The organism is Paenibacillus xylanexedens, from assembly GCF_007680605.1.
Lineage (GTDB): Bacteria > Bacillota > Bacilli > Paenibacillales > Paenibacillaceae > Paenibacillus > Paenibacillus xylanexedens_B.
Window position 1 is genome coordinate 2,370,184 of the sequence record NZ_VEIO01000001.1, and the last position, 20,150, is coordinate 2,390,333.

Genomic DNA, 20,150 nt, shown 5'->3' on the forward strand with positions numbered 1-20,150 from the left:
TTGCCTCCCATCTGCTGTAATACCTTTGTACTGAAAAAGCGCACCTTGCGGCGCGCCCGTAACGCAACTTACTTTGCAGTAATGCCGTATTCGCTCATCCAGTCCTTGATGCCTTGTGTACTGCCTCCCCAGCCTTTAACATACTCGGACAACTCTGACGTAGAGATTTGTTTATCAGGTAAAGCTTCGCGTTGTACATATACCGGATTAAGAACAACCGCATCTTCGGTTTGGTCACCATGCAACTTCTGATATGCATATCGAACTTGTACACGTCCAATGTCCGTTGGATCTACAGCGGCTGAAGCGACCCAAGGGTTTTTCGGGTCCTGAATCATTTGCAGATCCTCGTCACTCATATCAATTCCGTATACCTTGATCTCATCACGTCCAGCTTGCTGAATGGCACGCGCTGCCCCTTTGGCAAACTCGTCCCAGGCTGCCCAAACTGCTGTGATCTCACCTTTTGGATATTGCTTCAGAATTGCTTCCATTTTCGCTTGCGTATCCAGTGCCGGATTCTGAGCAGAACCAAATGTTGCAATTTCCTTGATATCTGGATTGGCTTTCAAAAATTCTCCATAGGCAATCTGACGACGTTCCATTGGAGCAAAGCCAGCCACCCAGACTTTCACGATGTTACCTTGACCATTGATATCTTTTTTCATCTGTTCCAGTGTGAGTTCAGCCATCTTCTGGTCATCTTGTGACAACACCGTAGCGCCTGGCACACTGATCGCAGCATCAAATACAACGACTGGTATCTTTTGCTCAACTGCTTTTTTCACCCCTGGTTCCAAGAGCGAATCCCCGTGGTCTGTCAAAATGACATCGAATTTCTGGTTGATTGCACTGTCGAGCAACGATACCATTTTTGCTTTATCATTATCTGCAACAAAGGTGGTGAGTTCACCGCCGAATTTGGCGATTTCCTCTTTTACACCTTGTACATACTGTTGTGAAAATGTCCCTGTATTAAATTCCATAATTAGCGCAACGCGTTTACCGCTCAAAGGTCCTGTAACGGCCTCCGTCTTCGGTGTTTCACCTGCTGATCCTGATGCAGAAGAGGCGGCTGGTTCTTTTTTAATTCCGCAAGCTGACAACGCCAGTACGAATACAAGTAAAACGCTTAATCCAACCCATTTGAAATTTCTTTTCTTCATCTCGTTCTCCCCCTGTTTCACTCGCTGTGACTTCAATCACAATATTTGTTTATTAATATAACGGCTAATTCCTAGTATGTAAATATGTTTTAGTGATTTAAAGCTGAAACTTACTACATTTTTCGAAAATAAATCATTCACACATCCATTTCATCCATATTCAAGAAATAAACTCAAAGAAAAAGACCATGAGATCAAGCCTCACGGTCTTTTGAATAGTTAAAGTATGATGGCGATCAATCCGCCTGAGCCTTCGTTAATGATTCTACCCAGTGTCTCTTGCAGTTTATATCTTGCATTATCCGGCATCATCGCGATTTTACCCTGAATGCCTTCACGCACAATGGAGTGTAACGAGCGACCAAACATATCTGAATCCCATACCTTGATCGGATCGTTTTCGAAATCCTGCATCAGATATCTCACCAGTTCCTCACTCTGTTTCTCCGTACCGATAATCGGTGCGAACTCCGACTCCACATCGACGCGAATCATGTGGATGGACGGTGCCGTCGCTTTCAGGCGAACGCCGAATTTCGTACCCTGACGAATCAGCTCCGGTTCATCCAGCGCCATCTCGGCAAGTGAAGGAGCAGCAATGCCATAACCTGTTGTTTTGACCATTTCGAGTGCCTCTGCGAAGCGGTCATATTCTCTCTTCGCATGGGAGAACTCCTGCATCAGTTGCAAGAGATGATCCTTGCCCCTGATTTCAATACCCACAACTTCCACGAGAATCTGGTCGTATAACTCATCCGGCGCGTAGAGATCGATCTCTGCTACACCTTGCCCCATATTCATGCCACTAAGACCCGCACGGTCGATAAACTCATATTCCATGAATTGTGACACGACACGATCCACGTCGCGCAACCTGCGAATATCTTTTACTGTATCCCGTACCGAATTCTCATAGTTGTTACGAAGCCAGTGTGTGTCATTCAGCACCATAACCCAGCTCGGGAGGTTCACATTGACTTCATGCACAGGGAATTCATACAATACTTCACGGAGTACACCAGTGACATCATCTTCCGTCATCGTGGCAGCACTTAGCGTCATGACCGGAATATCATACTTGGCAGCCAGCTCGCTACGAAGTTGCAACGCTTCTTCACTACGAGGCCGGGTGGAGTTGATGACCAGAACGAACGGTTTACCCACTTCTTTCAGCTCTGCAATCACTCGCTCTTCTGATTCCACATAGGAGCTGCGAGCGATTTCGGCAATGGTTCCGTCTGTTGTGACCACGACACCAAGCGTGGAGTGCTCCTGTATGACTTTACGGGTACCAATCTCGGCTGCTTCCTGGAATGGAATCGGCTCCTCGAACCAAGGTGTGGAGATCATACGCGGACCATTTTCATCCTCGTATCCCTTTGCGCCTTCCACGGCGTAACCCACACAATCCACCAAACGTACATTGACGTCCAGTCCTTCAGCCACTTTGATCTGAACTGCATTATTCGGTACAAATTTGGGCTCGGTTGTCATGATCGTTTTACCTGCAGCACTTTGTGGAAGTTCATCCACTGCACGGGCGCGATCAGCCTCACTTGCGATGTTAGGCAATACGATCGTTTCCATGAATCGTTTAATAAATGTTGATTTCCCCGTCCGGACTGCGCCGACAACCCCGAGATAAATATCCCCTCCGGTCCGCTCAGCTATGTCCTTAAAAATGTCCACTTTCTCCAATGAAATCCCCTCCTTAAATTACTCCGAAGGAAAAATGCTAAAGAGCATCCGCTTCGTTTTTTCAATCAGAAGACTGAAATCCCTGCAACGGTAGAGCCGCCTTTGTGAGTGCCCGGAAGTCGTCCGCCGCCGAACGTTGCATTCTGATGAAACCGGCGAGAGCGGCGTTAACTCGTACATGCAATTGGACTAGTATCATCTTATGTACCTGTATGCGGCAATATGACGTGTTTTTTTGTTTTTTTATCTCATGATGGTGACATGAAGAGCATCCTCCGATCCCGGACTGCGCGTCTTTATTTCAATCTACTTTATGAGAACCTCTCTCTGTTTATGACACCTCTCACATTTTGAATCCTATTCTTTTCAGAAAAAAAGAGATACACCACGGAACGCGGTATATCTCTTTCGGAGTCTATAGAGCCTTGAAATTGTACATTACTTCATAGTATGTCTGTTCTTCACTTACTTACTTTGGTTTTGAACGATCTGTGCGACAGGTGTGTTATTCTCCAGCGTATATGGAACAGATTTTACAGGTACGAAATAGGAGTGTGTCAGCAAATGATTACGTAAATCCGGGCCATCAGATACAGCATCCTCATCACCGGATGAACCATCTGTTTTTTCCAAAGCCTGCATGATATCAAAAGCATAGTCCACATACACCGTACCCTGTTCATCCAATATAAAAGGTAGTTCCTGACCCGAATATACACTTTTTAGCGTAATTGAAGGAGATCCTGCCTGTGCAGCCAAATTCATGTCCACCGCATGGAAGCCAGGGTACAACTCTTCACCCGCGGGCAATTGTTGGTTATGTACAGATTTGTACTGGTTCACCATGCGTTGCACATCATTTACTTTCTGCACCGTCTCCAGATCCATCACTTTCACTGTCGGTTTCACTTCCTCATTTTGTATCAAAAAGTAAGCGCTACCACCACTCTCAAAGGCCGTTCCAGGTATATCATCAAGATAACCAAGCTGCTTCAGTTTAGGTAGGTCTACTCTAAACTTTTCATACTTCGGCGTATCCGCGTCAGCGTTCAGAATTGGCAGTATACCCTCGTCCTTTTGAAACGCTTCAATCGCACTCTGAATACGGTTTACACTTTCGCGATAAGCTGTTTTGGGATCAGAATTACTCTGAGAAGGATACAAGCAACCACTCATTGTAAGCATGAGCAGAAGAAGCAAAGACAGACACTTCATCTGCTGTAACAAACCCAAAGGATGTCTTCCATCCGCGGTTTTATTCTTCTTTTTATTCATTCGCACCCTCCTAAACTCTATTTCTCTTCTTGGTATTATGCGAACCAATCATCATCTTGCTGCTGACGCTCAAGCTGTTTCCTTATGGCGGCTTTCAGCGGATCTTCCGGAACCTGCACGCTCAGTTGTCCGCATACTTTCGCCTGACACGAGAGTCTCGTTCCATCTTCAAGCATTAGTCCGAGCTTCCGTCTCTCCGCATCCGTAGGTGAAAGCAATGCATGCCGCTCCTCCGGCGCCACGTTAACTTTGCACATCAGACATGCCGCTTTGCCATCGCACCGGGTTGATATTCGAACGCCAGCCCGACGCGCAGCTTGTAAAAGGGTTGTGCCAGGTTGCACTTTGATGGATTTATTCATCGGTAAAAAAGTAACCATCTCTTGCATCATCGTTCCTCCCCAGCTTGATCCGACCAAGAAAACCCGACCAGTTCTTCCACTTCTGATCTGAAACGAGATCCCCATATGTTACGTTGACTTAATGCAATCATCGCAGGTCGGTGAGTCTCAGGTTCTTGACGAATTCGCGCTGCAATGGGTACATAGCGGTCTTCACGTCCGCGAAGCAGGTTGAAAAGCAATTCATGCGCAAGCGGCATTAGTCGCAATCGGTATGCATCCACCTGAGCTTCAGGAGCATAAAGAGCTAGCACATATTCGATCTGGATGCGATACCAACTTTCACGCGCCCAGACTTCAAATCCGCCTACCAATTCCAGTGAACATGCACCCACTTGGTAATGACTCAGAAGGGAAGCATAAGGCCCCGTCTTGTCTATTGCAGGCTCGTCCATCTTGTCCCCTGGAGCACAGATATGTAGCTTTTTGGCATCAGCGATATCAGCATACACATCAATATCTCTTGGTGCTTGCTGCAACTCCACCCCTTGAAGCAGTAAACCGCAACTGCCTCCCAGTAACCAGGTATGAGGCTGGCGATCCCAGGCTTTTGCCGTATCCAGCAAAGCTTTGTGTAATTCCGGATATCGCGCAGTCCAATCCTCCGTCTCATGCGGTTCCATAGCTACACACTCCTCCCATCCGTCTTTTCATTGTGTCCGTTCTTATGATGCGCTTATGCGGATGTTCTCTCTCCCTTGAGGAAATCTAAGTTAGAGAAGCGATTCCACCAAAAAATCCGATGAGCATAATTAAAAATGCTAAGATCGAAAGAATCCCCCGCACAAATCCTTTTGTCTTGGCACGAGCAAATGTAATCAAAAATACTGATAATCCCATAATGAGAATGGCAACTAATGATAGCCACATCTTGTCCATTGCGCTCATAAACCAGCAGTCTCCCCTTCAATCCGATATTCATCACGAAATTGTGACAATTGCAATTATTATAACATGAAATCGAACGTATTTTTCCTATAAAAAGACAAAAAAGCAAGCCAGCTTCTGCTGGCTTGCTTTCGTAATGCTCGATTCCTGTGTGAGCAGGCAACGAACTATTATTTTTTCATCATCATCTTCATTAACGATTCCATATTGCTTGGATTCAGCCCACTCTTCTTGACTGCACTCACAATATCCTGAACCGTATCCTCAGATACCGGTATTTTCGCCATGGCGGATACTTGTTTAATCAACTGGCGCAGCTGAGCCTCATTCTGCATCGTCGTTGGTTTCACTGTGCTTGCCAGCTTTTTGACAGCTCCTTCAGTGATCGTTTTGCCCGTCTTTTTGTTGATGGCTTTCAGCGCTTCTTTCGAAATGTTGTTACCCATTCGTCTCCCCTCCTCCGGCAATACTCATGTGTATAGTATGAGCGTGCCTGGGAAAAGGTGATTACGCTGCAGCATTTTAAACTAGGCCATTGAAACGATATTTAAACGATCAACTCAGGAATGCCATTGCTCCCAAGTTTCCAGCTTCATCACTTCCATCTCCGTCTTCGGATCACGTCCCATCAAAGCTTCAACGGCATCACGTGGCTGCCGATTCTGAAATAACACATGGTACAATTGATCCGCAATTGGCATCTGAACACCGTATTTTTGGGATATAAAATAGGCTGCCTGAGTCGTTCGAATACCTTCGACCACCATGCCCATGGATTGAAGCACATCTTCCAGCTTCTGTCCTTGTCCAAGCATGGACCCGGCTCTCCAGTTCCGACTGTGCTGACTTGTAGCTGTGACAACCAGGTCACCGATTCCCGCTAGTCCGGAAAACGTTAATGGATTAGCTCCCATCTCAACTCCGATTCGAGTAATCTCGGCAAGTCCACGGGTTAACAACGCCGCCTTGGCATTATCTCCAAACTGCAGACCATCCGACATGCCTGCACCGAGCGCGATGATATTTTTGAAAGCCCCCGCTAATTCAACTCCGAGCATATCCCGGTTGGTATACACACGAAAATAGGCATTCATAAACAATCCCTGAACTGCCTCCGCAGATGTTTTATCCAATGAAGCCACAACCACGGTGGTTGGACAGCGCTTCACCACTTCCTCAGCATGACTTGGACCAGACAATACAACAATCTGTCCTTCTTCACATTCAAGCTCTTCAGAGATCACGGTAGACATCCGTTTCAGACTTTCCGTTTCAAAGCCCTTCGTTGCATGAATAATCAGCATATCGGGTGTATAGAAAGGTTTAAACTGATGCGTAACCGCACGCATCGCAGACGAAGGCGCCACAATTAACACAGCTGCCGCATCTGCAACCGCAGCTTCCATATCGCTGGTTGCGCGAATACGAGGAGACAGCTCTGTACCCGGTAGATAACGTGTATTCGTGTGCTGGGTATTAATCTCCGTTGCTTGTTCTTCGCTACGTGTCCACATTACCACATCCAGTTCGTTCGCGGCGAGGACACTGGCCAAGGCAGTTCCCCAACTGCCTGCGACCAGTACGGCAACTTTTTTAGACAACGCGTTCCCCCCCTCCAGGGTTCTTTGATCCCAATTTATTTTCCTGTCCTTTGGCGAGCTTCGCAATGTTCGTACGATGTCTCCAGAATGCAAACAGACAAATAATCAGACTGCCCCAGAAAATACTCATCGAATACCCAGGCAGGATCAAGATGAAAACAGGAGTCAGTGCTACAAAAATTAAAGAGCCGAGCGAAACGTAACGTGTCAGAACGATGGACAGAATGGCGATGATTCCCGCATAGAGCGCAGGAAGAAAGGCTAAGCTTACCAACACTCCAATCGCAGTAGCGATACCTTTACCTCCGCGAAAATTGAAATAAAGTGGCCAGTTATGACCTGCGATGGCAGCTATACCGCTGAATGCAGCAATCCATGGAGACCCGTTACTTAACCATATGCCAATCCATACTGCAGCAATACCTTTGATTACATCAAGTAGCAGAACTGCGATAGCCGGCCCTTTACCCAGAATACGCAACGTATTCGTCGCCCCGGCATTACCGCTTCCGTGTTGACGTATATCAATCCCCCGTATTGCTTTTGCAAGAAGAACACTAAAACTGATCGAACCAAGCAGGTAGCTCAGTACAATCGCTGCGATGGATAAAATCACAAACTTCTCCCCTAACCTTCGTCGGACTTCCTCCGAGTAAATATGCGAATTGGTGTGCCTTCAAAATCAAACGCTGCACGGATTTTATTCTCCAGGTAACGCTCATACGAGAAGTGCATCAATTCAGGGTCGTTCACAAAAATAACCATGGTGGGCGGTTTGACCGCAACCTGAGTCACATAGTTAATTCTCATTCTTCGCCCTTTATCGGTTGGCGGTGGATTAATTGCTACAGCATCCGATACCACATCATTAAGCAGATGTGTCTGAACACGCAAAGAATGCTGTTCTGCTACACGCTGTACCACTGGCAACAATTTTTGTAAGCGTTGTTTTGTCAGTGCGGACAAAAAGACAACCGGAGCGTAGGTCATAAAGAGGAAATGATCCCGAATCTTCGTCTCGAATTCCTTCATCGTTTTATCCGTTTTCTCCACAACATCCCATTTGTTTACCACGAACAATGAAGATTTACCCGCTTCATACGCATAACCGGCTATGTGCTTGTCCTGCTCGATAATGCCTTCTTGACCGTTAATAACAATCAGAACAACGTCCGCACGCTCAATGGCACGCATCGCACGCATTACGCTGTACTTCTCCGTCGTTTCATATACTTTACCGCGCTTCCGCATACCCGCCGTATCAATCAGCACGTAACGTTGCCCGTCTTTTTCAAAAGGAGTGTCAATCGCATCACGTGTTGTACCGGCTACATCACTCACAATAACACGTTCCTCACCGAGGATGGCATTCACAAGTGAAGATTTACCCACATTAGGTCGGCCGATCAGAGCTACACGAATCACATCCTCGTCGTATGTCTCTTCCTCAAGTTCAGGCAATTTCTCCACAATCGCATCAAGCAAGTCACCAATTCCCGTACCGTGACTGCCGGATACCCCGATCGGATCACCAAAACCGAAGCCATAAAACTCATAAATCAGCTCACTGCGCCCAATGTTATCTACTTTGTTTACGGCTACCACGATCGGTTTCCCTGAGCGATAAAGCATCTCAGCAACTTCTTCGTCGGATTGCGTAATGCCCGCCTTGGCATCACACATAAATACGATTACATCTGCTTCTTCAATCGCAAGCTCCGCCTGCATGCGAATGGATTTCATAATGACGTCTTCGCCGTCAATTTCGATACCGCCTGTATCAATAATACTAAATGCTTTTCCGTTCCATTCACCGATTCCATAAATCCGGTCACGGGTAATGCCCGGCTTATCTTCCACAATGGCCAGTCTGTCGCCGATAATCCGATTGAAAATGGTGGATTTACCCACGTTTGGTCGGCCGACAATTGCCACAACTGGTCTTGCCATACATTCCACTCCTCCTGTCCATACTTACGTTACTCATCATAGCAAAAAAGCTATGGCTTGGCTAACGTTTCGTAACGAATCGAAACGATATTCTCGCAATAACAACAATCGGCGAACCCGCTGGGGCTCGCCGATCTTGCTTTTATTGTTCAGCAAAATATGCAGTATATAACTTAGAACCATGCATCTATAACTTATTTGAATTTGCTGAGTTTGTCACCAAACAGTTCGCCGAGCGTAGTGCTCATACCTTGATTGTTCAAGGAAACGTTCGGGTTGTTGATTTCTTCACGCGGAGCGTTGTTTCTTGCTGGACGCTCTGATTTTTGTGGTTGAGCAGGAGCTTCTTCTGTTTCTTTGATGCTCAAGCTTACACGTTGTTCAGCAGGGTTCATGTCCAAGATTTTCACTTGAACTTCTTGACCTTCTTTCAGCACTTCATGTGGAGTGCCGATGTGTTTGTGGGAAATTTGTGAAATATGCACAAGACCCTCAACACCAGGAGCGATTTCAACAAATGCACCGAAATCAACCAGACGTTTTACAACACCTGTTACGATATCACCTGTGTTGAATTTGTCGCCAGCTGTTTCCCAAGGACCTGGTTGAACAGCTTTCATGCTCAGGCTGATTTTACCTTTTTCAGGATCAACTTTCAGCACTTTAACATTTACTTTGTCGCCTTCGGACAATACATCGGATGGTTTTTCAACGTGAGTCCAAGCCAGCTCGGATACGTGTACCAAACCGTCAACTCCGCCTACATCAACGAAAGCACCGAATTGAGTCAAGCGTTGAACTGTACCTTCGATGACTTGACCTTCTTGCAAACCAGCCATTACTTGAACTTTGTTTGCTTCGAATTCTTGCTCCAGAACGTCTTTTTGGGAAAGGATCACTTTGTTGTTCTCACGATCGATCTCTTTCACTTTAACGCGCAGTGTGCGGCCTTTGTAGTCGCTGAAGTCTTCAACGAAATGACGCTCAACCATGGAAGCCGGGATAAATCCACGAACGCCCACGTCTGCAACCAAACCGCCTTTAACCACGTCACCTACAACAACTTCGAACACGTCTTGGTCTTCAAAATGCTTTTGCAGTTGCTCCCAAGCGTTCTCACTGTCGATCGCACGTTTGGACAGAACGAGTTTTTCTTTCTCGTCGTCGATGCTAAGAACCTTAGCTTCAACTTCTTGTCCAACTTCTACTGCTTCAGACGCGCTGTCTACGTGAAGCGAAGACAGTTCACGAACTGGAATAACACCGTCATATTTATATCCAATGCTTACATAAGCTTGGTTATCTTCCAATTTGACGATGGTTCCTTTTACAGTATCTCCTTTTTTCAAGGAAACGAATTGATCCAACTCATCTTGGGTTGCTTCTTGATTTTTCATTTCTTCCGACATGTCAAATACCCTCCTCAATTCAAAAACCCCATTATATTCAAACCTGCCTTGGCAGAGTTCAAAACACTTTCATGCAAATGCACTTCACATAGCATTCCTCAAAAATATGGAAACATGCACTCACAGTAGACCTGCCTTATTTACTAGGCTCGCCTGTTTTCACCATTTCGTTAATTTTGGACATGATTTTCTCGGTAGCTCTTTCCAAAGCATCTCCGGAAGTATCTTCCTTGAACTCGTCCAAATTGACCGGTGCGCCATATACTACTTTCATCTTATGAAAAAGCTTGTAGTTGCCGATAATAGCAGTAGGGATTACAGTGGCACCGCTGCGAAGAGCAAAACTCGCTGCTCCTTTTTTACCAATTCCACCATCATTGTGACGGCTTCCCGCTGGGAAAATGCCAAGCACTTCACCACCACGCAAAATATTGAGTGAGGTTTTGATGGATTCTTTGCTGACGCCTCCTCGCTTTACAGGGAAGGCACCGACAGCCTTGATAATCGGCCCTAGCACCGGAACATCAAACAGTTCGCTTTTAGCCATAAATCTCACTTGACGGCGAATTTTGATGCCAACGGTTGGCGGATCAAAGTTACTGATATGATTGGAGCATAAAAGTACACCGCCGTCTTTCGGGATATTTTCCCGTCCAACTGCCTCCAGGCGAAAAAGAATGGTATACATGATCCGCAGTACAGTCTTGCAAAATGTGTAAATCATAGACTGCTCTCTCCTCTGACCATTGTGCAATAAGATACGATTTTGTCAACCACTTCATGGATATTCATCTTCGTTGTGTCCAGGACAATCGCGTCCTCTGCACACCGCAGCGGGGAAACTTCCCGGTTCTCATCCAGTTTATCACGGGTTGCAATGTCTCGTTCTAGTTGCTCCAACGTCAGCCCATCGGATGGTTCCAGTTCTTTGAAGCGGCGAAGTGCGCGCTCCTGCACACTGGCAGTCATAAAAATTTTCACTTCCGCATCGGGCAATACAGTCGTTCCGATATCGCGCCCATCCATGACGACGCCCTTGCGCAAAGCCATTTGCCGCTGAGTATCCACTAATTGTGTACGCAGCCCCTCGATTTGCGCATATCGAGACACGATTCCCGTTACTTCACGGGAGCGGATTTCCGAGGTAACATCCTCGCCATTACAGAACACTTTCTGTCCACCCCGATCCGGTTGTAAATCAATAACCAAATCTTGAGCTTCCTGAAGTACCTGAGTCATATCTTCCGGAGAAATATCTTTCCGAAGCATGTGCAAGGATACTGCACGGTACATAGCGCCTGTATCAACGTAAATGTATCCGAGTTCCTCTGCAACCAAGCGGGCCACCGTGCTTTTTCCGGCACCAGCAGGTCCGTCAATTGCAACGTTCATCTTCCCGTCTTCTGATGTGTTCTGGCTAGCCAACGGGGCATTCCTCCTCAAACGATAAACCTCAATAAAAAAACAGGCATTGCCTGCATCGTGAAAATTATACCACACTCTACACATGGATGCAAAAACAGACAAATCAGCCAATCCGGTCTTTGCTGTTAATCTGCATATGAACCGGGGTACCTTCTAGCCTGTCAATCGTTGTCATTATTTTCTTCAAATCGGGGTTAAGCAGTAACAACTGATAGAGGATAACGAGAACCAGGAGCACGCCAATGAATAGCAGCGCTCTCCGTTCCAACCGTTTTGACATCATACAATAAATGTGTTCGATTCTCCGTGCATCAGAGCGTTTGTTCATAGCCACATTCTCCGTTTTTGCCTTACATTGCCCCGTACAGTACTGTTTTATGCATGCACACATCTACTTCATACGATAATCCAGTTGCCGTTCAAAACAAAATTTAATGACCTTCTGGCGTTCTGAATCCGTAATCTGTGAAAATTTTAGCATACCTAGCTCACGGCCCGATTCCAGCTTTTTAATGCGCACTACCTCGGCTTCGAATTGAACATGGTCAATTGACCCATTGCGATAAGGAACCAATAACCAGCATTTCAGCTTTTGTTCTTCCTGCACTTTGACATCAGGCTCGATGTATATGGACAGTCCACCACCTCCGATGTCTTCAGTCAGCACGACTGAACGTGTAAGGTCTTCACATTGAATCGCCAATTCAAGACTAGCGTGAACGCGAAGAAAGCTACGTCGCTGAATTTTGGAAATCTCATCGGGAAGCGGTTTTCGAATGCGAACCAGACGAACGACATCTTCCTCAAACCCTGTCACGTAAGTATTAAAATAATGGCGGACTCCACTCTCGTTCATATACGATATGGACAATTCTTCTCCGAAAAAGAGTCTTTTCAAACGACTGTTCCCCTGTTGCATCGGAACTTCAATTAAAAAACTGTCATCATCGGTATCTGCGATACGCGATTTGTATTCTTTATGTTCCTCTTTTTCGTCAGCCGATGCGATCTGGATATACAACACTTCATTTATTTTAGGAAACAATCGATTCACCGCCACTTATGTATTTATCTTTGATCTGCAAGGATTATTATACCATGACCTTTCTCACTTGGAACAAGAAAAAACAGACCATTGCAATGGTCTGTTTTGCATAATCACTTTCGAGAATACATATTCTTCCAAACATTTCTAGGAGGTTGCATTCACCGGCTTAATCTCCTCAACCGCTTCTTCCATTCCCGTATCGGCATTAATGTAGATCCGGTAACGCGAACCGTTGATTCGTCCCCCGAATTCATAACAAAGCACTTCTTTGCTGTATTCATTCTCTATCAACGATTTGCGAACATAATTTTCTTTGAAATCTGAATTCAGTTTTTGGCGTGCCTGATTGGCTGTGAGCTTTGCTTTTGGAATCTGTCGTTTGTCGTTATGCTCATAAACATAGTCGCTTGCCTGAAAGCCGGTGACTTCCCCCGTATCCAGACCTACACGTACAGACATTTTTTCTGGATAAATCAATGTATCCCCTTGCTTACGCACATACGTGAGGTTCGCCAGATTCCCGAACTCATCGTAGTTGACAGCTTTCATATCCTTATATCCTTTATTGGCAAGAAACTGATCCGCTTGTTCCATTGCCTCTTGACGGGACACTTTTTTAGTTCCAACCGTTCTCGTATCACTATACGAGATAAGCTTACCACCGTTGCGTGTGAAATCCATCATCAGCTTCCCGTTTCTGGCATGCTCGATGGTGGCGGTATACGATTCCCAATCCGTCCCTTTGCCGTTCTCTTGAACTTGAATCTTGCCGCTCTCCACATTCGAGAATTTGGCGGCCTTCTCCTGGATCTGCTCTTTGGAAACAGGCATTCCGCCGAGCTTCTTCACAGAGCGTTTGGTAAACATACTGGAGACGGAAGGGCCCCAATCCAGCTCCGGGTAATCTTTTACCTTTTTATTTACAGTCCGGAAACCGTCCACGATGGAATTATCGTTTGTCTGCTCCTGAGTTGCCATAACGGTTTCAGCGTCCATCCAGCGCAAACGATCAGTTAATACTTTCTGTTGCACTTCCTTCAGACTATTTTTAATCTCCGAAGAATTTTGATACAGCGTCTTTAAATTGCCCATTTCCTTCTGACTCAGCGGCTCATTTGTCAGGTCACGCATGGATGCCTGATAGGCAAATTTCGAGATACGCGAGAGGAACTCCTCGGTCTCATTGAAGGGAAGCATGCCGAGCGGCAGTTGATTGATTTCATTCTGGGCTTCGCTAGTGAGCCTCCACACATTCATCAAACCTTTGCGATGCATCCCCTGTGAACTTGAATGTACAGCAAGCGTGTTCCCAATCTCCGAATGTAATTTATCCATATGGAATGAGAGATCGTGAAATGCACGCTGATATTGATTTTCCGCCTTGATCAGTATCGCATTCTTCTCCTGATTCTCCTGATAACCCCACACAAGCGCGCCGATCAGGAGTACTGCAAATATCGGAAACATGACTGAACTTAATCGTTTATACACGGTAGATTCTCCTTTCTTCTAATCACTGCCTTTATTGTGGATCGAAGAAAGTCCTCTTATGCATGCGATTTCCAGCCGGAACGAAATTTGCCTTTAACGGATGAAACTCAATCTTTTTTTGTATGGCTTTAAGAAATCATTTTAATTGAGCATATCGGCCGATTAGTGCAACATATAGCTCGTCGCCATGCCCTCTTCCTCAATGTCAAATTGATCCTTGTTATCACAAAGACACTGCTTGAACCCAGTATCAATCCGCCCCCGTTCTTTTTTTCCTCTTAAAGTAAAACGCTCACCACATTGTTTGCATCTAATTTTAATCTTGATTCTTGTCATTTTATATCCCCGTTTCATATCGTCGTACCCTTGTTTTCTAGAACACAAAAAAGACACACCAGGGTCTGCGTTTTAAACGCTTTATGTCCACCAGTGTGTCCGTATTTTTATAATTTAATCTCATCCCTCTCGTTTCACGAAACGAAAAGGAGAACGGTTGTTAGCCCGTGTAATCTTGCCTATTGCTCCATACCACAGACCCGCCATCAGAGGCGCGATGAACCACAACCAGTGATTCACCATCATATTCATAATGACATCATACAATGCGTGCCAGAAAAACGGAAGAATCAGAGACAGACTAAGATACCACCGTTTCTTCTTCGTATCATCAATGAATTTGGCTTTGCCCATGTAATATCCCATAATAACGGCAAACATCGCATGACCTGATACAGGCAGAAGGGCCCTTAGAAACATACCTGACACGGAGGCATTGCCTGCAAATGCGTACAGCACATTTTCCACTGTAGCGAAGCCCAATGATACAGCAACGGAATATAAGATTCCGTCATATGGCTCGTCAAATTCGGTGTGATTATAGATAATGTGGTAGATCACAAACCATTTAACAAACTCCTCGACCCCGCCCGAGATTAGAATGGATTCGAGAAGGGGGCTATCTCCAAGCCACAACATCATGCCTCGCTGAATAATCATCACGGGCAGAACGATCAGAATACCCATGAGAAATACTCTCAGAACCATGTGAAGGGGTTCATAATCATACCGGTCTTTAAGATAAAAGTATGTTAACAAGGCGAGACCCGGAGCAACTGCTGCAGCTAGAAGCGAAAACAAAAGCACCGAAATTCCCTCCCCTGAATAGTGACGCGATGATAACGATGTTTAATCCTGACGTTTGAAGTGTGTGCAGATGACATCAATCGCTTGTTCAGGAATAACGACCTTTCCATACTCCTCCATAACAGCTGGAGTGACCGAAGAACCTTCTCCAAATTCAGCCAGCAAAGCAATCAATGCGGAGTGTTTGGTGCTGTCTACGTCATCCGGTTCAAAATGTAAGAACCATTTATTTTTATAAGAATACAGTTTCCCCGCATCCGTAACATGTTGACGTAACATATGGGCAGCTTCAATCAGCACCTCAAAATCCTTAAACGCGTATACGATGGAGTCACTTTGCTCCAGTGTAACTTCCATTTCATATACTTCTTCAGGAAGATCATCTTCATGACCTGAACCATATTGTTGCGGATCATATTTTCCACGAGTAACGATGACAACCATCCCTTGAGCGGGAAGTGCGAATACTTCAACAGCCAGCGGACCTGTAGCATCAAAGCCAAGTTCAGAATAAGCCTGGTCCATCATTTCAGTGAACAGTTCATGTACCTTCGGTAATTCCTGCCACATATCTTCTTTTTGTATTCCGCGCTCGCTCAGATCGTCAAAGGTCAGGAAAATCCGTATCTTATCGTGACTTAGTCGTTCTATTTTCATACAGGATCTCCCCTTTATAAGCAAGTCTTATAACAGATTATGAAGCACAAAACAATATGTGCTGAAAATAAATCTATGTAGTTATGTTATCATTTTATACCTATAAATGCACGCAGTAAAATCAACAAAAAAAAGAATCAATCCACATCAAATCAAGACTGTGGATGATTCTTAATGGATGCTACGGGTTACAAACCCGGTACGGTTGTATTTGTTTGACTTAAAATCTGCTCAACTTCGTGTTTAACATCCGGGTTCGTCCGAATAAAATCTTTAAGCATATTCATGTTTTCTTCTTTTTCTTTTGGTGAGATCACTCTGCTGGTTTTTGTTGCCGACTTGTGCGGTTCTCCATGATGATCCGATTTGGTACTGAAGCTATCCATGCCTGGGAAAGTCATTTCCATCATTTTATGTTTGGCCTGATCAACCATGTTTCGAGATGAACCTGAAGACAACATGGGCATTCTGCCTTTAGCCAACCAAGAACTGGCTGCAACACCAACGACTATACCCCAGAAAAAGGATGACGCCTTCATTACACCAACCTCCTTTAAGTGTTAAAATCAACATTAGTGTTTGCTGTAGAAGACAATCTCATTCCGCATAAATACAGGAAAGTGAGCTGAGAAAATGTTAAAACACGCCACCTCGCTGCTGCTCATAACCAGCATTTTACTATCTGCATGCAGTGCTCAAAATCAATCTGCATCTGATGCAAAGGATACTAAAGACGATACTGCTGTCATTCTTTCAGAGAAAACAAAAGAAGCAACCCCGCGCACCGAACCCCAGATTGAAAATAAGAACACAGATTCAGTAATTCATTCTGAAACAGACATAGATACAACTGGCAAAAAGCCAGAAGTCCCATCCACTGACACAACTTCAAGTGAAGTGCCCATTAAGAAGACGTATCATATGAATTCGAGTTATGTTATCAAACCTAATGATGAATCCACCCCTGCTAAAGTGGTCTTGTTAACCTTTGACGATGGGCCAAAGGATGAAAAGATGATTAATTCACTTATGGATACTTTGGATAAACATCATGCAAAAGCCATATTTTTTGTAAATGGAAACCGTGTCAAACGTCAACCGAAGTTGTTGAAAATGATCCATGACCGGGATCAGATCATCGGTAACCACGCTTGGGATCATGAAGATTTGCAGAAAATGTCAAGTTCAGAAGCCAAAAAACAGGTCACTGACGTTCAACAGATTGTGAAAGACATCATCGGGGAAAAACCTCAGTTTTTCAGACCCCCTTTTGGCTCCGGGAATGAAGCATTAAAAGATGCCGTCAAAGAAGAGGGAATGCTGTATATGACATGGTCAAACGGGTCACTGGACTGGGATAAGAGCACTAAAAACAGACCAGACAAAGTGATCCAGAATGTCCTGGATCAGCTCCACCCTGGAAGTAATATTCTGATGCATGAATTACCTTGGACGGTCGATGCTCTGGACGAGTTGTTAACATTGCTTGAGAAGAAGGGTTATTCCTTTGTTGATCCACGCGCGATCGAATTGCAGTCCCGATAATAGATGTCAATGCTAGGGCTACTGCACCACTGCGAGAAAAATGTAATGTTGGGCAAACAGCCCTGATCTTATTGATCAGGGCTGTTTGTTGCAGGAACACGTAAAGTGATGAGATGTATCTCTGCGGGACAACCTAACCTGAAGGGAAGATGGTTTGTACCAAATCCCCGGCTTACAAGCAATTTTCCTGAACGAGTATCTTCATTGCTACGTTTCAAGGAAAACCAGCCGCTCTTTAAAGCCCGGTAAGCCTTACTCAGTAATACAGGTCCTAACAACGGAACAACGATTTGACCTCCATGGGTATGTCCACTAAGTATCAGATCTACATCGAAGTCTAACCGCAATACTTCCAAGGGATCGTGAACTAATACGATTGTGGAGCAGCCATCCTTCGTATTTCGCAACAATTTCTCTGCCTGCTTTGAACTATAATCTAATCCGACCAACCGGACATGCTCTGTTCCTTTTTTCAAGTATACATCCTGATCTTGAAGGAGCTGCACGCTCGAATCATCCAAAAGTCTAGATAAATGAGTCACGCCTGCTTTTTTGTCATGATTTCCATAAACGGTATATGTTGGAGCCAAACTCGACAAAAGCCTCATATTTTGTCTGACAATCGACCAGGATATTCCCTCTTCAGCTATATCGCCCCCGACGAGTACCCAATCGGCTTTCCCCTTCAACTGCTCGACTTCTTTTGTTTTCAACAATCGTGCATGGGTATCTGATAAAAAAATAATCCTCGCTCCGTTGAAAGAGGCTGGTAGATGCACAAGTTCGACTTCGTCCTCTGTAATCACAGTTGTATGAGCCTCTCGCCACATATGCAAAAGAAGTAATAAAGCTACCACTAATGTGAGAAAGGATAAACTGACTAATATTACCACGGTAATGGGAGGAAGGTGTTTAAAGGAGGAGCTCCCTTAATCCCCCACCATACCAGACCAACGGTTAACATTATGAAAATAAAAATAAGTGAATTGACAAATCTTTTGCTCAATCTCAAACGTCGTGAAGGATGAAGTTCAGTTCGAGTGGGTAAAGAACCCGCTTCGGTAACTGTGCTTTCCTTCTGGTTTGCCGTTTTCTTGGAGCGACTAGGCGCTCGTTCCGGTAATACCGGACTTTCCAGTGCGGATGCACTCGACCCACGTTGTGATCTTGGTAAAGAAATTGAAGTAATTGGTGGAAGCCCCACTGTTTCGGCAGCAACTGCCGTTTCAGCAACGAAACTTGTCTGTGAAGCCGAGTTTCGCCCGGTTTTCTCTTTATTGTCCGAGTGACGCTGACGTTGGCTGCCATATGTTTTCACCCTGCTTAATGGCTGACTCATGATCCCCTCCGAAAACGTATCGCTAATCCAGATACTAGGTCAATGATAAAATGACACAGAATCGGTGCCCATAATGTGCCTGATTGCAAATAAATATAGCCCAATCCATAGCTCGACACAAACACCCATCCTGTAGGAATCCAGTGGCGCAGATAACGAATATGAATAACTGCAAATAAGATACTTGTCCAGTATGGACCAATTGCGTGTTGAATTGCGCCGCGGAAAAGCAACTCCTCACATACAGCCACCAAGGCTGCTATACATACAATATGCCAGATTGGACGTCCGCGAAACAACAGCTCGTTAATGCCACCATCATCCATACTTTCCTGAGGTATGACATAGGACAGTACCAAATCCATGACTAGCATAATCGCAGCGAGCCCAAGACCCCACCATAAAAACTGAAGATGATCAGGCAAGGCCAGAACTTCGAATAGATTTCTTTTCTGCAACAAAATCCATACGATCCCTACGATTAAAGTTAGCCCTTGGGTAAAGTAAAGGTTGATCAAGAGCAGACGTTCTGTTAATTGCTGCGGCTCGGCCTTCTGAATTTTAAACTTCGGAAATTTCTTTTTTTTCATTGCATGCGTCTGTCCTCTTAAGTTATTTGATAAAAATTTCATTGACCAATCCGATAGTATACTAAATGATAGCCAAAAAACCAATCCGGTTCAAGACCTGTCCCAAGTCCCGGTTGATCACATCAAAACGTTACTTCATCAATGCAGTGAACTTTCTTTCACGAAACAGTATGTTCAAGCATATAAATCTCAATAAAAATGATTCTAAGTAGATAGATTACACTCTCAGAAGGTCCGGAAATCACAGCCTTCAACGTCAGGAATTAAAACATTTAAGCCTATTGACATGCTCATGTAAGCCATGATACATTATGAAAAATTAGTTACGTCAAACACGATGATGGAAAAAAGACGTTGCTTTGTCTTTCAGAGAGCCGATGGTTGGTGTAAATCGGTGGCAGGCAGATGATCTTGAGCGCTCCTGAGTTATTGCATTGAAATTGGAGTAGGTGCAATCGGTTTAGACCCGTTATCCTCTTCGGTCTTCATTGACCGCTAAGACTGTCGTTGCGAAACGGCGGTGA

At 45.0% G+C, this 20,150-nt stretch carries 23 protein-coding genes and 1 other annotated feature (1 of these 24 running past the window's edge); of the genes, 2 read left to right on the forward strand and 21 right to left on the reverse strand.

Features of this window, described 5'->3' with window-relative positions; translation table 11 throughout:
* Window positions 1-68: 68 nt before the first annotated feature.
* The 19 genes from FS818_RS10475 to FS818_RS10565 all read right to left on the reverse strand — a co-directional run bounded on the left by FS818_RS10475 (window position 69) and on the right by FS818_RS10565 (window position 16,691).
* Complete coding sequence (locus FS818_RS10475) at window positions 69-1,166, reverse strand: sugar ABC transporter substrate-binding protein (protein ID WP_145331746.1); 1,098 nt, start codon at window positions 1,164-1,166, stop codon at window positions 69-71.
* Between the two features lie 219 nt (window positions 1,167-1,385).
* On the reverse strand, window positions 1,386-2,864 hold the full coding sequence (spoIVA, locus tag FS818_RS10480; RefSeq protein ID WP_090917242.1) for a stage IV sporulation protein A: 1,479 nt from the start codon (window positions 2,862-2,864) through the stop codon (window positions 1,386-1,388).
* A 465-nt stretch (window positions 2,865-3,329) separates the two neighbouring features.
* Window positions 3,330-4,139 carry a hypothetical protein gene (locus FS818_RS10485; protein WP_260989825.1) on the reverse strand — a complete coding sequence of 270 codons (810 nt, stop codon included), beginning with the start codon at window positions 4,137-4,139 and terminating at the stop codon, window positions 3,330-3,332.
* A 35-nt stretch (window positions 4,140-4,174) separates the two neighbouring features.
* Window positions 4,175-4,528 carry a 2Fe-2S iron-sulfur cluster-binding protein gene (locus FS818_RS10490; protein WP_145331747.1) on the reverse strand — a complete coding sequence of 118 codons (354 nt, stop codon included), beginning with the start codon at window positions 4,526-4,528 and terminating at the stop codon, window positions 4,175-4,177.
* Complete coding sequence (locus tag FS818_RS10495; protein ID WP_145331748.1) at window positions 4,528-5,163, reverse strand: hypothetical protein; 636 nt, start codon at window positions 5,161-5,163, stop codon at window positions 4,528-4,530. Before FS818_RS10495 ends, FS818_RS10490 begins: the two co-directional genes overlap by 1 nt.
* Before the next feature lie 85 nt (window positions 5,164-5,248).
* The gene (locus FS818_RS10500; protein WP_145331749.1) at window positions 5,249-5,428 is read right to left on the reverse strand and encodes a DUF2768 family protein; all 180 of its coding nucleotides are present in this window, start codon (window positions 5,426-5,428) and stop codon (window positions 5,249-5,251) included.
* 170 nt (window positions 5,429-5,598) lie between these two features.
* Window positions 5,599-5,874 carry a stage VI sporulation protein F gene (locus FS818_RS10505; RefSeq protein WP_111271427.1) on the reverse strand — a complete coding sequence of 92 codons (276 nt, stop codon included), beginning with the start codon at window positions 5,872-5,874 and terminating at the stop codon, window positions 5,599-5,601.
* 114 nt (window positions 5,875-5,988) lie between these two features.
* Window positions 5,989-7,029: an NAD(P)H-dependent glycerol-3-phosphate dehydrogenase gene (locus FS818_RS10510; RefSeq protein ID WP_145331750.1), complete on the reverse strand. Its 1,041-nt coding sequence runs from the start codon at window positions 7,027-7,029 to the stop codon at window positions 5,989-5,991.
* Entirely contained in the window at window positions 7,022-7,645 is a 624-nt protein-coding gene (gene plsY, locus FS818_RS10515) for a glycerol-3-phosphate 1-O-acyltransferase PlsY (RefSeq protein ID WP_145331751.1), read from the reverse strand. The genes FS818_RS10510 and plsY overlap by 8 nt, the downstream gene beginning before the upstream one ends.
* Before the next feature lie 11 nt (window positions 7,646-7,656).
* Entirely contained in the window at window positions 7,657-8,979 is a 1,323-nt protein-coding gene (gene der / locus FS818_RS10520) for a ribosome biogenesis GTPase Der (RefSeq protein ID WP_145331752.1), read from the reverse strand.
* A gap of 194 nt (window positions 8,980-9,173) precedes the next feature.
* Window positions 9,174-10,388: a 30S ribosomal protein S1 gene (gene rpsA, locus FS818_RS10525; RefSeq protein ID WP_145331753.1), complete on the reverse strand. Its 1,215-nt coding sequence runs from the start codon at window positions 10,386-10,388 to the stop codon at window positions 9,174-9,176.
* A gap of 136 nt (window positions 10,389-10,524) precedes the next feature.
* Window positions 10,525-11,112 carry a lysophospholipid acyltransferase family protein gene (locus FS818_RS10530; protein WP_145331754.1) on the reverse strand — a complete coding sequence of 196 codons (588 nt, stop codon included), beginning with the start codon at window positions 11,110-11,112 and terminating at the stop codon, window positions 10,525-10,527.
* The gene (gene cmk, locus FS818_RS10535; RefSeq protein WP_145331755.1) at window positions 11,109-11,813 is read right to left on the reverse strand and encodes a (d)CMP kinase; all 705 of its coding nucleotides are present in this window, start codon (window positions 11,811-11,813) and stop codon (window positions 11,109-11,111) included. The genes FS818_RS10530 and cmk overlap by 4 nt, the downstream gene beginning before the upstream one ends.
* Window positions 11,814-11,916: 103 nt before the next feature.
* Window positions 11,917-12,141, reverse strand: coding sequence for a hypothetical protein (locus tag FS818_RS10540; RefSeq protein WP_145331756.1), 225 nt, complete (start codon window positions 12,139-12,141; stop codon window positions 11,917-11,919).
* A gap of 63 nt (window positions 12,142-12,204) precedes the next feature.
* Entirely contained in the window at window positions 12,205-12,858 is a 654-nt protein-coding gene (locus tag FS818_RS10545) for a flagellar brake protein (protein WP_145331757.1), read from the reverse strand.
* A 147-nt stretch (window positions 12,859-13,005) separates the two neighbouring features.
* A complete protein-coding gene (gene ypeB / locus FS818_RS10550; protein WP_145331758.1) occupies window positions 13,006-14,352 on the reverse strand; it encodes a germination protein YpeB in 1,347 nt (448 codons plus the stop codon).
* Between the two features lie 456 nt (window positions 14,353-14,808).
* A complete protein-coding gene (gene prsW, locus FS818_RS10555) occupies window positions 14,809-15,495 on the reverse strand; it encodes a glutamic-type intramembrane protease PrsW (protein ID WP_145331759.1) in 687 nt (228 codons plus the stop codon).
* 42 nt (window positions 15,496-15,537) lie between these two features.
* Window positions 15,538-16,152, reverse strand: coding sequence for a genetic competence negative regulator (locus FS818_RS10560; RefSeq protein WP_145331760.1), 615 nt, complete (start codon window positions 16,150-16,152; stop codon window positions 15,538-15,540).
* A gap of 188 nt (window positions 16,153-16,340) precedes the next feature.
* A complete protein-coding gene (locus FS818_RS10565; protein WP_145331761.1) occupies window positions 16,341-16,691 on the reverse strand; it encodes a hypothetical protein in 351 nt (116 codons plus the stop codon).
* A 382-nt stretch (window positions 16,692-17,073) separates the two neighbouring features.
* Between FS818_RS10565 and FS818_RS10570 the strand changes: the two genes are divergently transcribed.
* Window positions 17,074-17,697 (forward strand): polysaccharide deacetylase family protein, encoded by a 624-nt coding sequence (locus tag FS818_RS10570; RefSeq protein ID WP_313960464.1) that lies wholly within the window; start codon window positions 17,074-17,076, stop codon window positions 17,695-17,697.
* A gap of 68 nt (window positions 17,698-17,765) precedes the next feature.
* Here the strand turns inward: FS818_RS10570 and FS818_RS10575 are convergent, their stop codons facing one another.
* Complete coding sequence (locus FS818_RS10575; protein WP_222128813.1) at window positions 17,766-18,503, reverse strand: metallophosphoesterase; 738 nt, start codon at window positions 18,501-18,503, stop codon at window positions 17,766-17,768.
* 234 nt (window positions 18,504-18,737) lie between these two features.
* Here FS818_RS10575 and FS818_RS10580 point away from each other — a divergent pair, with 234 nt between their 5' ends.
* A complete protein-coding gene (locus FS818_RS10580; RefSeq protein ID WP_145331764.1) occupies window positions 18,738-18,986 on the forward strand; it encodes a hypothetical protein in 249 nt (82 codons plus the stop codon).
* Window positions 18,987-19,032: 46 nt separating this feature from the next.
* On the opposite strand, the gene FS818_RS10585 is transcribed toward FS818_RS10580, so the two are convergent.
* Window positions 19,033-19,626 (reverse strand): type II CAAX endopeptidase family protein, encoded by a 594-nt coding sequence (locus tag FS818_RS10585; protein WP_145331765.1) that lies wholly within the window; start codon window positions 19,624-19,626, stop codon window positions 19,033-19,035.
* 328 nt (window positions 19,627-19,954) lie between these two features.
* Window positions 19,955-20,150 (forward strand) — a binding site (T-box leader) (it continues 35 nt past the right edge of the window).